The 14,956-nt window shown below is 56.0% G+C and carries 7 protein-coding genes; all 7 read left to right on the top strand.

The features are described 5' to 3' along the window. The first annotated feature begins 642 nt into the window (after positions 1 to 642). The 7 genes from FBR45_RS14240 (at position 643) to FBR45_RS14210 (ending at position 14,952) form a co-directional block, all read left to right on the top strand. Positions 643 to 3,597 (top strand): SusC/RagA family TonB-linked outer membrane protein, encoded by a 2,955-nt coding sequence (locus FBR45_RS14240; protein ID WP_246082243.1) that lies wholly within the window; start codon positions 643 to 645, stop codon positions 3,595 to 3,597. 60 nt (positions 3,598 to 3,657) lie between these two features. Beyond that, on the top strand, positions 3,658 to 5,118 hold the full coding sequence (locus FBR45_RS14235; RefSeq protein WP_246082242.1) for a RagB/SusD family nutrient uptake outer membrane protein: 1,461 nt from the start codon (positions 3,658 to 3,660) through the stop codon (positions 5,116 to 5,118). Positions 5,119 to 5,201: 83 nt separating this feature from the next. Then, positions 5,202 to 5,759, top strand: coding sequence for a hypothetical protein (locus FBR45_RS14230; protein ID WP_138503457.1), 558 nt, complete (start codon positions 5,202 to 5,204; stop codon positions 5,757 to 5,759). A gap of 41 nt (positions 5,760 to 5,800) precedes the next feature. Next, positions 5,801 to 9,235, top strand: coding sequence for a VCBS repeat-containing protein (locus FBR45_RS14225; protein WP_246082241.1), 3,435 nt, complete (start codon positions 5,801 to 5,803; stop codon positions 9,233 to 9,235). Between the two features lie 17 nt (positions 9,236 to 9,252). Continuing rightward, positions 9,253 to 10,977: a GMC oxidoreductase gene (locus tag FBR45_RS14220; RefSeq protein ID WP_138503455.1), complete on the top strand. Its 1,725-nt coding sequence runs from the start codon at positions 9,253 to 9,255 to the stop codon at positions 10,975 to 10,977. Next, the gene (locus FBR45_RS14215; RefSeq protein WP_138503453.1) at positions 10,974 to 11,570 is read left to right on the top strand and encodes a gluconate 2-dehydrogenase subunit 3 family protein; all 597 of its coding nucleotides are present in this window, start codon (positions 10,974 to 10,976) and stop codon (positions 11,568 to 11,570) included. The genes FBR45_RS14220 and FBR45_RS14215 overlap by 4 nt, the downstream gene beginning before the upstream one ends. Beyond that, positions 11,563 to 14,952, top strand: coding sequence for a VCBS repeat-containing protein (locus FBR45_RS14210; RefSeq protein ID WP_138503451.1), 3,390 nt, complete (start codon positions 11,563 to 11,565; stop codon positions 14,950 to 14,952). Before FBR45_RS14215 ends, FBR45_RS14210 begins: the two co-directional genes overlap by 8 nt. Positions 14,953 to 14,956: the final 4 nt, after the last annotated feature.

Below are 14,956 nucleotides of genomic sequence, written 5' to 3'. Positions count from 1 at the left end.
TACTATATTGGGGCAGTCAGCAATCTGTCGTTTTGTACTTTATAGTTAAAAAATCATAATCTTTTTGTCTGTTACTGAATAAGTTACCTACGTTATCGTTACGCCTTTTTCGTACGTTTTTACCTGATATACGGGTATCCGTATAGGATTAATTTAGGAAAAAAATTGCCAATTGTAGTAAAAAAAAGCTATCCGATGGCCTGCTCCAGTGGCGAAAAAACCCCCACAACCAACGGATTATAGTCTGATGTTTGCCAGGTTTACCCACCCAAATCGGCCTGTTTAAGCCGATTGCCAACCCACTGCCCCCCCTTCCTTTGAACTCTGCTACTGAACTTATCCGATGCAGTGGGTTATATGTCATCACAAAAACTATATACTTAAGTATATCTACATAAAAAATAGAATAATATTTTAATGGGAATTTATAGATACTCACCTTGACGTTTTGCAAAAAACACTACTTATTTGCAGCCCAATTGCTATTTAATGCTCAAATAATACCACTTTTTGGTAAGATTTAGGTAGATTGCATTGAAAGGCATAAACAGTAACCTGGTACTTATACTTAATTTATCAAAATCTATGATGCACAGTTACGCAGTGGCAAGCCGGATCAGCTGTTACCGACTTACTACTTTTGTGAGCAGGCTCCTGCTTACCACTCTATTTTTTGCTATAACAGTTAGCACATGGGCGCAGGATCGCCAGGTGTCGGGTGTGGTGAAGGACGCCAATGGAACGGCCATGCCGGGCGTAAGCATTGCGGTTAAAGGTTCCCAACGCGGGACCAACTCAGACGCGTCTGGTAACTACCGCATTGCCGTGCCGGATCGGGCCGTACTGGTCTTCAGTTTTGTCGGCTATGAATCGCGGGAAGTAACGGTGGGTAATCAGAGCGTTATTAACGTGTCGCTGACCGAAGATAATCAGACCCTGAACGAGGTCGTCGTTATCGGTTATGGTTCGGTGAAAAAGAAGGACGCTACAGGTGCGGTGAACGTAATTGGCACCAAAGACTTTAACAAAGGAATTATAACATCGCCTGAGCAACTCATGCAGGGTCGGGTACCCGGGGTGGCCATTACGCAAAACAGCGGGGAGCCCGGCGGTGGTATTAACATCCGTATCCGGGGTACCTCATCTGTACGGAACGGTAATAACCCACTCTTCGTCGTTGACGGCGTACCCCTCAGTGGTGACAATACCCAGTCGGATGGTCAGAACTCGGGGATCGGTAGCTCCTCGCCCCGTAACCCGCTCAACTTCCTGAACCCGGAAGATATTCAGAGCATCGACATCCTGAAAGATGCGTCGGCTACGGCCATCTACGGATCGCGCGGTGCCAACGGCGTTGTTCTGATCACGACAAAAAAAGGAAAGTCGGGCAAAGGCAGCCTCGAATATTCGCCTTCGTTCGGGATCAGCAACATTACCAAACGCTATGATTTGCTGAGCCCCGACGAGTATGCCAAACTGCAACCTTCTCAGGATCGGGGTGCACGCACCGACTGGCAGGACGTACTGTTCCGGACGGGTCTGACCAACCAGCATAACCTCGCCTACGGTGGCGGTGACGGAACGGGCAACTACCGCTTTTCGCTTGGCTACCTCGACCAGCAGGGTATCATGCAGAAAAGCTCCCTCAACCGCCTGAGCGCTACGTTCAATGGCAACAAGAAGTTCATCAATAACAAGCTGAACATCGGTATCCAGGCCACGGTATCGGAAACCCAGGATGGCAACGTCCCGGTTACCGACAACGCCGGCTACCAGGGTGACCTGCTGGCGGGTATTCTGAAATCGAACCCAACGCTGTCGGTTTACAATCCGGATGGCACGCTCTATCAGTCGAGCAACGTAGCCGAGCCGAACCCACAGGCCCTGCTCGACCTGTCGCGCGACAATACCAAAACACTGCGGTCACTGGGTAACCTCAATGCCGAATATGAAATCATAACCGGCTTGAAATTTAAGACGGTACTGGGTTTCGACAAGTCAATGTCGTCCCGGAAAGCAGCTTTCTCTAAAGATCTCGTCTATCAGGATATTCAGAACGTGGGTCGCCTGTTCCTGACCGACATTCAGATTAATAACAATCTGATGGAGAACTACTTCACCTACGACAAGGAGATCAACAAGAACATCAGCCTGAACGCGCTGCTGGGTTACTCGTACCAGAGCTTTGAGTATACCTTCCAACGGGCAACTGCAACCAATTTCCGGACAGGCAATCTGGATCTGATGATCAACAACGCGGCCTCTGCCGACAACTCGAAGGGCTTTGGTAGCCTGATTCAAAACACAGCCTACACCAAAGATGAACTGCAGTCGTACTTTGGCCGGGTAAACCTGACCATTGGCAAGCTGATCACGACGGCCACGCTGCGGGCCGATGGCTCGACCCGCTTTGGTGGCGGTAACAAATACGGTTATTTCCCTTCGGCGGCCGTTGCCTACCGGTTGGGCGAAGAGTCATTCATTCCGAAAGCGGTCTTCTCCGACCTGAAAGTTCGGTTAGGCTACGGCGTAACGGGTAACCAGTCGATTCCGCACAACCTCTACGATCAGCGTCAGCGGTTCAGCGACTGGGGTTTCAACGCATCGTCGGATAACATCAACGGCGGTGGCCTGAGTGACGTATCGTTTCCCAACCCGGATCTGAAATGGGAATCTACGGCCCAGTTCAACGCCGGTGTCGACTTCGGTATTGCCGGTAGCCGCGTAACGGGTTCGATCGATTTCTACCGGAAAGACACCAAAGACCTGCTGATTCAGGTTACATCGGCGCAACCAGCTCTGACGCCATTCGTCTGGAGAAACCTCGACGCCAACGTAATCAACAGCGGGGTTGAACTCGGCCTGAACGTCGGCATTGTCGACAAACCCAAGTTTGGCTGGGATGTACAGTTCAACGCAGCCTACAACAAGAACATCGTGAAAAATTACGGAGGTCTGATCAATACCGGCGGCATCAGCGGCCAGGGTCTGACGGGCGCTTTTGCCCAGCGGATCGCCAATGATCAGCCGTTGTTTGCGTTCTTCCTGCGCGAGTTTGGCGGTTACGATGAAGCAGGCAACACCATCTATACGGGTGGCGACGTGCAAAAGTTCATCGGCAAAAGCCCACTGCCGACCTTTACGGGTGGCCTGACCAACAACCTGCACTACGGCAACTGGAACCTGAGCTTCTTCTTCAACGGGGTATTTGGCAACTGGGTGTATAATAACAATGCCAACGCATTCTTCACCAAGGGTGCTTTCAACAACGGCCGCAACGTAACCCGCGATGTACCTAGCCTGAAAGAAGGACCCTTCAACGCACCTGACGTATCGACCCGCTTCCTCGAAAACGGATCGTTCGTTCGCCTGCAGAACCTGAGCCTGGGCTACCGTTTTAACACGGGTAACAAAACCCTCTCAAACCTGCGGCTGTTCCTGACCGGTCAGAACCTCTTCGTCATTACCAATTATACGGGCCAGGACCCTGAGGTAAATACCAACAAATCGCTGAACGGTGTACCATCGCTGGGTATCGATTACACAGCCTATCCCCGCGCTCGTACCTGGACTCTGGGTGCCAATATCGCATTCTAATTCAATCAATTAGTTTAAAAAAGACTCATGAATACGCATATAACAAGCAAGGTATTGAGTATGACCGCTGTACTGGCTGTGCTGTCGTCGTGCACAGACCTGAATGTGGTCGAGAAAGACTCGCTGGTCGTTAAGTCGGCCGGCGGGTTCAAATCCGTCGACGTAGCGCAGTCCCTCCAGGCGGTTTACAACGATCTGGGCAACCAGTTTTCCGATCAGGCTAATATATACGCCCTGGGTGAGCACACAACGGCCGAGATGATTCCGCCCACGCGCGGTGTCGACTGGGGCGATAATGGCGTATGGCGCACGCTCGATCAGCACACCTGGGATGCTACCCACTCCTGGAACCTGAACGCCTGGAATAACCTGAACTCGCAGGTGTTCAAGTGTACACAGATTCTGGCCTCCAGCCCAACGCCCGCGCAGGCTGCCCAGGCCAAGTTTCTCCGGGCCTGGAACATGTTCTACGTCATGGACTATTGGGGCCAGGTTCCGTTCCGCGAAGCTACTGAAGGGGTAAACGACAACCCGAAGGTGAAAAGCCGGTCTGAGGCTTTCGACTTTATTCTGAAAGACCTGACCGAAGCCCTCCCGGCACTGACCGAAGCCAACCCGGCTTCGTCCGACAACCCGACCGCTACGAAAGCTGCGGCCAACTACCTGCTGGCCAAACTGTACCTGAACAAAGCCGTGTTCAAATCTGCGAAAGCCGAAGGCCCCTATACGTTCGACAAAGCCGACATGGACAACGTGGTTAAGGCCGTTGACGCTATTACTGCCGCTGGCTTTAAGCTGAACCCCGATTATTTCAGCAACTTCACCAAAACGGCTGCCAACGAGATCATTCTGACCGGCGCGCAGGGATCTCCGCAGAACCGCTGGTATATGACGCTCCACTACGACCAGAACCCTTCGGGCTGGAACGGTTTTGCTACGCTGGCCGACTTCTACGACAAGTTCGAGACGAGCGATGTCCGGAAAGGTGTAGCGGCTAAGAGAGACGGGAAAGAGTTCTCAGGTATTGGCCGTGGCTTCCTGATCGGGCAGCAGTATAACGACAAGGGCGCGGCTATCGTCGACTCGCGCACGCAAAAGCCGCTGCAGTTCACCCGCGACGTAACGCTGGCCGGTACGCCGACCGACAAAGGAATCCGGGTTATTAAGTACCACCCGGCCGATGCCAACAAGTACATCATTGCCCGCTACGGCGATGCGTACCTAATGAAAGCCGAGGCCCTGCTTCGGTCGGGCAATGCAGCCGCGGCATTGGCGCAGGTAAACGACCTCCGCAAACTGCGGGGCGCGTCGGCGCTGACATCGCTGACCGAAGATGCCATGTTCGACGAGATCGGTCGAGAAACTTACTGGGAAGGCGGCAAGCGGACGGTAGAAGTTCGTTTCGGCAAATTCCTGACCGGCACCGGTGTTGACAACAAGAGCGCGCACACGGTACTGTTCCCCATTCCGTCTGACGCTACGGTGTCGAACCCGAACCTGAAACAGAACCCAGGCTATTGATTGACAGCCTGTTTATGCATCCCCAAAACGCCATTGGGCGTTTTGGGGATATTTTGTTCTGGTACTTCCGTATCCATCGTAACATGAAACTTTCTTTTCTGCTCATTGGCCTGTTATTCATATGGCTGGCGGGCTGCCGCCCAGAAGCCACTGTCGATGAGTTATATGCATCGCTTAAACCGGGTCAGGCCCGGGTTCGGATACAGCTCGATGGCGCCGATTTTTACCCGGCCGAGAGCCAGTTCAGCGGGCAGGTCGATGTGTATGATACGTTTATGCGGCTCAACCTCTTCGATCAGTTCGAAAGCAACATCATCGTGGCGTTCAGCGGCAGCGACTGGTACAAAGACAAACCCATCAAACGGCAGGTATTCCTCGACAACCAGGTGGCGGGCAGCGTGATGATCGGTCGGTTGATCGACAAAGCCAACCGGCGGGGCGAAGGCTACCTGATGACCGACGGCACGATTACCGTTGAAACCCTGACGGACGATAAACTGGTCATGCGCCTGACCGGCAAGGCGGGTAAGTATGAATTTCAGCGGGTACCTACCAAATGGATTACTGTTCAGGGGTTGATCGTAATCCGAAACCCCAGCCTCCGACTTCAGCACGTTACCCGAAAAGACGTGTTCTTCTGAGCCCTTTCCCCTTTTGACAGACACCGTAACGACGCAATCGCGTGGATTCAACCCTATTTCGACCGGCTTTGGTACCGGCTGTTGTACTCGCCCTGCTGACCAGCCTCTTCGCCTGCTCGAGCCCGGCCGACAAAGCCCTGTTCGAGCGGATGGATAACGACCGCATCGGCATCTCGTTTGAGAACAAGGTGGTCAACCGCGAAGATTTCAACATTTTTAACTACCGCAACTTTTACAATGGCGGGGGCGTAGCCGTGGGCGACCTTAATAATGATGGCCTGCCCGATGTTTACTTCACCGCCAACATGGGTACCAACAAACTGTACCTGAACCAGACCAAACCCGGTACGGGCAATTGGCAGTTTACTGATATTACCGACCGGGCAGGCGTAGGCAGTACGGGTAAATGGGGCACTGGCGTTGTTATGGTCGATATCAACGCCGACGGTTGGCTCGACATTTACGTCTGCTACGCGGGCTACCAGAAAGGCATTGGCCAACATAACGAACTCTACATCAACAACGGTCTGAAAAACGGCGTACCAACCTTTACCGAATCGGCCCGGCAGTACGGACTCGACGATAACGGCTATACTACCCACGCGGCCTTTTTCGACTACGACCGTGATGGCGATCTCGACTGCTATATTCTCAACAACAGCTTTATTCCGGTTAACACCCTCGACTTTGCCAACAACCGAACGCTACGGGCTAAAGACTGGCCCGTCAAGGATTTTCTGAAAGGCGGTGGTGACCGACTCCTGCGCAACATGACGGTAGAACGCGGGGGCGTAGGGGCGGTGAATAAACGGGGCAACTCACCCAATCTGTCTGCCCCAAACGCGCCCCTTTTTGTCGATGTCAGTGAAAAAACGGGTATTTACAGCAGCCTGATCGGGTTTGGGCTGGGCGTGACCATCGGCGATGTCAACAACGACAGCTGGCCCGACATATATATTTCCAACGACTTTTTTGAGAAAGATTACCTCTACATCAACAATCAGGACGGCACCTTCCGCGAAGACATCGAAAGCCGGATGAATCACCTCAGCATCGCGTCGATGGGCGCCGATCTGGGCGACATTAACAATGACGGCTATCCCGAACTGTTCACGACCGAGATGCTGCCCCGCGATGAATTCCGGAAGAAAACAACCTCCTCGTTCGAGAACCATTATCTCTTCAACCTCAAAAAAGAGCGCGGCTTTTACAACCAGTACCAGCAAAACTGCCTGCAGCTAAATAACCAGGACGGCACCTTCAGCGAGATTGCGTACTACGCCGACGTGGCTGCCAGCGACTGGAGCTGGGGCGCGCTGTTGTTCGACGCCGATAACGACGGCTACAACGACATCTACGTTTGCAACGGCATTTACCACGACGTTATCGACCAGGACTTTATCGATTTCTTCGCCAACGACCTGGCTCAGACCAAGGCTATGTCCGGCAAGAAGAAAGAGTTCGACGAGGTTGTGCGCCACATGCCCTCCACTCCTCTTCCGAATACCTTTTTTCATAACAACGGAAACCTGACGTTTACCGAAAATGCCCGGCAGATGGGCCTCGGCGACCCGTCGTTCTCGAACGGAGCCGCCTACGCCGATCTCGACAACGACGGTGACCTCGACCTGGTAGTCAATACCGTTAACCAGCCCTGCCTTATTTACCAGAACCACGCCGAGCGAAAAACCCCGACGCATCGCTATCTCAAAGTAAAACTCGTAGGCGAGGGCCTCAACACCTTTGCCATCGGCTCAACCATCGAACTGATGCACCGGGGGCAGGTTATCAGCCGCTACCTGGCACCGGCCCGCGGTTTTCAGTCCAGCACCGAATACGTGCAGACGCTGGGCCTCGGCACCATTGGCCAGCCCGACTCGCTCCGCATCCGGTGGTACGACGGTCGCGTCAGCCTGGTCAAAGCGCCTAAGCCCGACCAACTCCTTACCCTGTCCATTCGCGACGCCCAGAACCCGCCACCTGCCCAGCCCCAGCTCCCCGGCCCCGCGCTGCTCGAACGGGTCCAGTCGCCCTTCGTCGCGCACCGTGAAGACGCGTACGACGATTTTTACAACGAACGAAACATCCCCGCCCGGCTCTCGACCGAGGGTCCCAAAGCCGCCATCGGCGATGTTGACGGCGACGGGCGCGACGACCTCTATATCGGCGGAGCCAAAGGGCAGCCTGGTCAGCTTTACCGGCAGACCGCCAGCGGATTTCAGCCCTCATCCCAGGCCGTTTTTACCCGGCTTGCCTCCTTCGAAGATACGGCCCCCCAGTTCTTCGACGCCGACAACGACGACGATCTGGACCTCATCATCGGGAGCGGAGGCAACCAGGTTGCAGCTGGCTCGCCGGAGCTGATGAACCGTCTGTATATGAACGACGGCCACGGCCAGTTTACCCTGAACGGCCGGGCCCTGCCGCCAACCGGTATGAATACGAGCGTCATTGTCCCGGTGGACTATGACGCCGATGGCGACCTCGATCTCTTTGTCGGCAGCCGAAGCTACCCGCAGGAGTACGGGCTCACCCCACCGAGCTACCTCCTGCAAAACGACGGTGCGGGGTATTTCCAGGACGTATCGGCCCGGTATGCGCCAGCGTTTGCCTCGCTCGGTATGGTTCGTGACGCAGCCTGGACCGACGTTACGGGCGACAAACGGCCCGATCTGGTCGTGGCTGGCGACTGGATGGCTCCGAAGGTGTTTTCGGTCCAGGGCGGTATGTTTAAGGAAGTAGACACCGGACTCGATGCGTTTACCGGTTTCTGGGGCAGCCTCAAAGCCGCCGACATAGACAATGATGGCGATACGGATCTGGTACTTGGCAATCTGGGCCTGAACAGCGCCCTGCGCGGCACGCCCGACCAGCCACTAACTCTGTTTGTCAACGACTTCGATAAAAATGACCGGCTGGATAAGATCATGACCCGGACCAGCGCCGACCATCGGCTGATGCCGGTTTTTCTGAAGCGCGAAATGACCGACCAGTTTCCTTTTTTAAAACGCCAGATTTTGAAACATACCGACTACGCCCGCAAATCGATTCAGGACCTGTTTCCGGAGGAGGTGCTGCGGACCAGCCAGACACGAACGGTCAGCTACTGCCAGTCGGTCATTGCGGTCAATAACGGGGCCGGCCGGTTTACAGTCCGGGCGTTACCGGCGCCGGTGCAGCTGTCCTGCGTAAACGCCATAGCCTGGCAGGACGTAAACGCCGACGGCCTGAACGACCTGGTCCTGGGCGGCAACTTTACCCAGTTCATTCCGCAGTTCGGGCGGCTGGACGCCTGCCGGGGTCTGGTGCTGCTAAACCGTCGCCGGGGACAGTTCAGCGTAGTACCGACCCAGCAAAGCGGCTATCTGGAAACCGGGGAGGTCAAGCAAATCAGCTCATTACGCATCGGCCAGCAGTCACATTTGATTACCTTAGCCAACCAGTCGAAACCAACCCTGTACCGCATCAGAAAGTAGCGCTGCCGTAAACCATCATGGCTAACCTGAACACCACTGTTAACAAAACCCACCGGTACGATGCCATCGTGATCGGGTCCGGCATTAGCGGAGGCTGGGCCGCCAAAGAACTCTGCGAAAAAGGCCTTAATACGCTGGTGCTGGAGAAAGGTAGGCTCGTCAACCACATCGACGACTACCCGACCATGAACCACGATCACTGGGACTTTGCGCACCGGGGCAACCTGAGTCATCAGGACCAAACAGATTATTACGTGCAGATCCGCAGTGGGTTCGTGGGCGAAAGCACCAAACATTTCTTCACGAAAGATATAGACGACCCCTACGAAGAAGTGAGGCCCTTCGACTGGATACGGGGCAACCAGACCGGCGGTCGATCGCTGACCTGGGGCAAACACTGCTACCGATGGAGCGACCTCGACTTTACGGCCAACGCCCGCGAAGGTATTGCCATCGACTGGCCTATCCGCTACAAAGACCTTGAGCCCTGGTACACGTATGTCGAGAAATTTGTCGGCATCAGTGGCGAGAAGCTGGGCCTCGACCACCTCCCCGATGGCTATTTCCTACCACCGATGGAGCTGAACTGTATGGAGAATCACTTCAAACAGGAGGTCATGAAGAAATACAGCAACCGCCCCGTAACCATCGGGCGGGTGGCGCACCTGACCGACCCCCAGCCCTGGCATCAGGAGTTGGGCCGGGCCAAATGCCAGAATCGCAACCGCTGCGCGCGGGGCTGCCCCTACGGGGCTTACTTCAGCAGCAACGCGGCCACCCTGCCAGCCGCCAACCGAACCGGCCACTTCGCCATCAGACCCAACTCAGTAGTGCATTCCATCATTTTCGATGAAAAGGCAGGCAAAGCAACCGGCGTACGGGTAGTCGATCGCGAAACGAAAGAGATGACCGAGTTTTACGCAAAACTGATCTTCTGTTGCGCGTCATCGATGGCAACCACCCAGATCCTGCTCAATTCCAAATCTCGGCGTTTCCCCAATGGACTTGGCAACGACAGTGGCGAACTGGGGCACAATATCATGGACCACCATTATCATGTAGGTGCTGTAGGCAGCTACGACGGTTTTGAGGATCAATATTATAAAGGACGGCGGCCCGGCGGGTTGTTCATTCCGCGCTATGTCAACCTCGATGCAAAAACCAGAAACCCTAATTTCCTGCGCGGCTACGACTACCAGGGGGCCGGCGCCGGGCGCGACAACTGGGGCGCGGGTGTAAACCAGCCGGGCGTAGGAGCCTCTTTCAAAGACAGCCTCTTCAAACCCGGTGGCTGGGGTATGGGCCTGATGGGATTCGGCGAGGTACTGCCCGACCACAACAACAAAGTGACGCTGAGCCCGGACAAAAAAGACCAGTGGGGCCTGCCGACGCTGGTGTTCGATGCCGACTTTGGCACCAACGAACGGGCTATGCGCAAACAGATGATGGCCGATGCCGCCGAAATGCTCGAAGCCGCCGGTCTCAACAACATCAAAACCTTCGATCATTCGGGCGGTATGGGAGTAGGCGTTCACGAGATGGGGACGGCCCGCATGGGTCGCGACCCCAAAACGTCGATCCTAAACGGTAACAACCAGGTGTGGGGTTGCAGCAACGTGTTCGTGACCGATGGCGCCTGTATGACCTCTTCGTCCTGCGTAAATCCATCCATTACGTACATGGCACTGACGGCCCGGGCGGTTGATTTCGCCACCCGATCGCTAAACCGCAACGACTTATGACCCGCCGGGACCTACTCAAACAATCGGCTCTGTTCATGGGCTACTCCGTCTCGATTGGAGCGCTGAGCGAGCTGTTTACAGCCTGCTCAACACCCGTTTCCCTAAGCTGGAAACCGGTTTTTCTGACCGACACCCAGGCCAATACCATTGCCGAAATTGCCGAAACCATACTGCCCCGTACCGGCACGCCGGGTGCCAAAGACATTGGGGTACCGCAGTTTATCGACAAAATGCTGAACGACCTGCTGTCAGAAGAAGAGCAGGGTCGGTTCATCGACGGCCTGAACGCGCTGGACGAAGCCGCCGAAGAAGCCCACGGCACCTCGTTCGTTGAGGCCACCCCCGCCCAACGTGAAGCGCTGCTCCTCAAGCTGGACCATGAGGCCGCCAAAACCCCGCTCTCACTCTGGGGCATTACGCTCGAAGACAGCCCACCAACGGCCTTTTACCGCCAGCTGAAAGGGCTTACCCTGCTTGGCTACTTCACCAGCGAGCAGGTTGGCAAAAAAATGCTGAGTTACGATCCCCTACCGGGCAACTTCATTGCCTGTATGCCCCTGCCCGCGTCGGGTATGAATGCCTGGAATGAATAACCGCGTCCGTTCCCTCCTCACGGCGGCATCGGTGGCGCTGACTTTCTTCGCCTGCCAGAAACCCGACCGTCAGCCAGCTACCTTCCGGCTGCTCGACGCGGCCCGTACCGGCATTTCCTTCACGAACGAGCTGGTGCCAACCAACGAACTGAATATTTTCAGCTACATGTACTTCTACAACGGCAGTGGCGTAGGGGCGGGCGATTTCAACAACGACGGGCTGGTCGATCTGTGTTTTACGGCCAATAGCGGCCCCAATCGACTCTACCTCAACAAAGGCCAGCTCCAGTTTACCGACGTTACCGACCAGACCGGTATCAATGCGGGCAAAGGCTGGGCCAATGGCGTGTCGGTCGTTGACATCAACCAGGACGGGCTGCTCGATCTGTACATCAGCCAGGTCAGCGGCTATGGCGACTTCAAAGGGCACAACCGGCTCTTTGTCTGCCGCGAAATTACCAAAGCGGGCGTACCCGTATACGACGAACGCGCCAGCGAGTACGGACTCGATCTGGCGGGACTTGGCACCCAGGCGGCCTTCATCGACTACGATGGCGACGGCGATCTGGACATGTTTCAGCTTAACCACTCGCTGCACCAGAACGGCACCTTCGGCTTCCGGAGCGCGTTCCAGGGAAAAACCCACCCAACCGCCGGCGACCGGCTCTTTCGCAACATGAGCGTTGAGCAGGGAGCGGGTGGCCTGCCCCGCTTCGTAGAAGTAACGCAGGCGGCTGGTATTATCAGCGACGTGCTGGGCTACGGGCTGGGCGTGGGCACGGGCGATGTAAACTTCGATGGCTATCCGGATCTGTACATCGGGAACGACTTCCACGAAAACGACTATCTCTACATCAACCAGCCCGACCCCAAAACCGGATCGAGACGATTTCGGGAAGAGCTTGACCAGCAGATCCGACATACCAGTCAGTTCTCGATGGGCATCGACATTGCCGACATCAACAACGATGCGTTTCCGGAAATCATCTCGCTCGATATGCTTCCGTTCGACCGCGAGATTCTAAAACGGTCGGAGGGCGAAGACTCCTACAACATCTTCAAATACAAAATCAGACAGGGCTACAACTACCAGTTTGCACGCAACAACCTCCAGCTCAATAACAGAAACAATACCTTTTCGGAGATTGGCATGTATGCCGGCGTTCACGCTACCGACTGGTCATGGTCGCCCCTGTTCATGGATTTCGACAATGACGGACGCAAAGACCTGTTCATCTCGAACGGGATTCCGAAGCGCATGAACGACATTGACTACATCGCGTTTGTATCGAACGAGACCATACAGGCGCGCATGGACCGGAAAGAGTTTACCGAAAATGATCAGTCGCTGACCGACAAACTGCCCGAGATCAAGCTGCCCAACAAGTTTTTCCGCAACCAGCCCGACCTGCGTTTTCAGGACCTGGCCGCCACCATCGACAATGATAAACCTGCTTACTCGAACGGAGCCATCTACGCCGACCTCGACAACGACGGCGACCTCGACGTGGTTACCAACAACATCAACGACCACCCCTTCGTCTACGAAAACCTGTCCAGCACCTACGCCCCCGGCAATCAGTCGCTGACCATCCGGCTGACGGGCGCGGCTCCCAACCGCAACGCCATTGGCGCCAAGTGTCTGGTATACAGACAGGGCGAGGTGCTCAGCTACGAGAAATTTCCGGTGCGGGGCTTCCAGTCGAGTATGGAGGTGCCGCTCACGGTCGGGCTGGGTCGCCTGGCTACCGTCGATTCGGTACTGATTGTCTGGCCCGACAACCGCTACCAGCGCGTTAGTCCCGACAGCAGCCAGCGGGTTATCTCGCTCCGCTACCAGCCCGGCCTGCCCCGCTTCGACTACGCGGCTCACCGGCCCCGCCAGCCCCGGACAACGGCCTTTACGGATATTACCCGCCCGGCCAACCTGATTTATCAGCATCAGGAAAACAACTTCAACGAGTTCGACCGCGAAGCCCTGATTCCGCATATGATGTCGGCCGAAGGTCCCCCGCTGGCGGTGGCCGACGTGAACCACGACGGGCTCGAGGACTTATTTGCTGGGTCGGCGCGCGATGGCAAAAGCGCTCTGTTCGTGCAGCAACCCAACGGTACGTTTACCCGAACCCGCCAGCCGGCCCTTGAACGCGACAGCGTCTACGAAGATGTAGACGCCGTTTTCGCCGACGTCGACGGTGACGCGGACCCCGATCTGGTAGTGGCCAGCGGAGGCAACGAGTACCGGGGTACTTCCGAGTATACCCAGCCCCGCCTGTATCTGAACGACGGACGCGGGCAGTTCAGCCGCAAAGCCGACGCGTTTCCGGGTGTCTATCTCACGGCAGCCTGCGTACGGGCTACCGACCTCACCGGCGACGGCAGGCCGGAGCTGTTCATTGGCGGCCGAACCATTCCGTTCGAGTACGGCATGCCCCCCCGCTCCTATCTGCTTCGGAACGATGGCACCGGCCGCTTCACCGACATGACCGCCCGGCAGGCTCCGGAAGCCGCCACGATCGGGCTGGTGAAACAGGCCGAATGGGTCGATTTCGACGCCGATCGCGACCCCGACCTGCTGCTGACGCTGGAATGGGATGGCATCTGCCTGCTCGAAAACCAGCAGAGTCGCTTTACCAAACGGATGCTGACCGAGCGGAAAGGCTGGTGGAACTTCAGCCTGCCCCACGATTTCGACAACGACGGCGACCTCGACATACTGGTGGGCAACCTGGGGCTCAACAGCCGCCTGCGTGCCAGCATTGAGCAGCCCGTCCGGCTCTACGTGGGTGACTTTGACCATAACCAGAAAACGGATCAGCTACTGACCTACTACCTGGGCAACGAAGAGGTGCTGTTTGCCAACAAAGCCGAAACCGAGAAGCAGTTTCCGTTCATCAAGAAGAAGTTCATCTACGCCCGCGACTTTGCCCGAGCCAGCATCGCCGACCTGATCGGCGCCGATAACCTGGCCGACGCCCGCCAGCTCGAGGCCAACACCTTCCAGAATCTGATGCTGGTCAACGATGGCAACGGACGGTTCTCGGCTCAGCCGCTGCCGATGCTGGCCCAACTGGCACCCTACCAGGCAGCGGCCATCATCGATGCCAATGGCGATGCCTTACCCGATGTGCTCATGGGCGGCAATTTTTACGGCTGCAACATTCAGATGGGGCGCTACGATGCCGATTATGGCCTCGTGCTAATCAACAAAGGAAAGTGCCGGTTTGAGCCAACCCGACTAAACGGCCCACCCCTCACCGGGCAGGTCAGACACATACTGCCACTGCGAGTCGGGAACAGACCAGCCCTGGCTATTGCCCGTAATAACGACTCGCTGCTGCTGCTGCAACCGGTCCCAGCCCGGCCATCGGTCGGGCGGTAGTCCG

The organism is Spirosoma lacussanchae (assembly GCF_005870035.1).
Classification (GTDB): domain Bacteria; phylum Bacteroidota; class Bacteroidia; order Cytophagales; family Spirosomataceae; genus Spirosoma; species Spirosoma lacussanchae.
The sequence above is the reverse complement of the archived record's forward strand: the minus strand, read 5'-3'. Positions and strand labels throughout refer to the sequence as shown.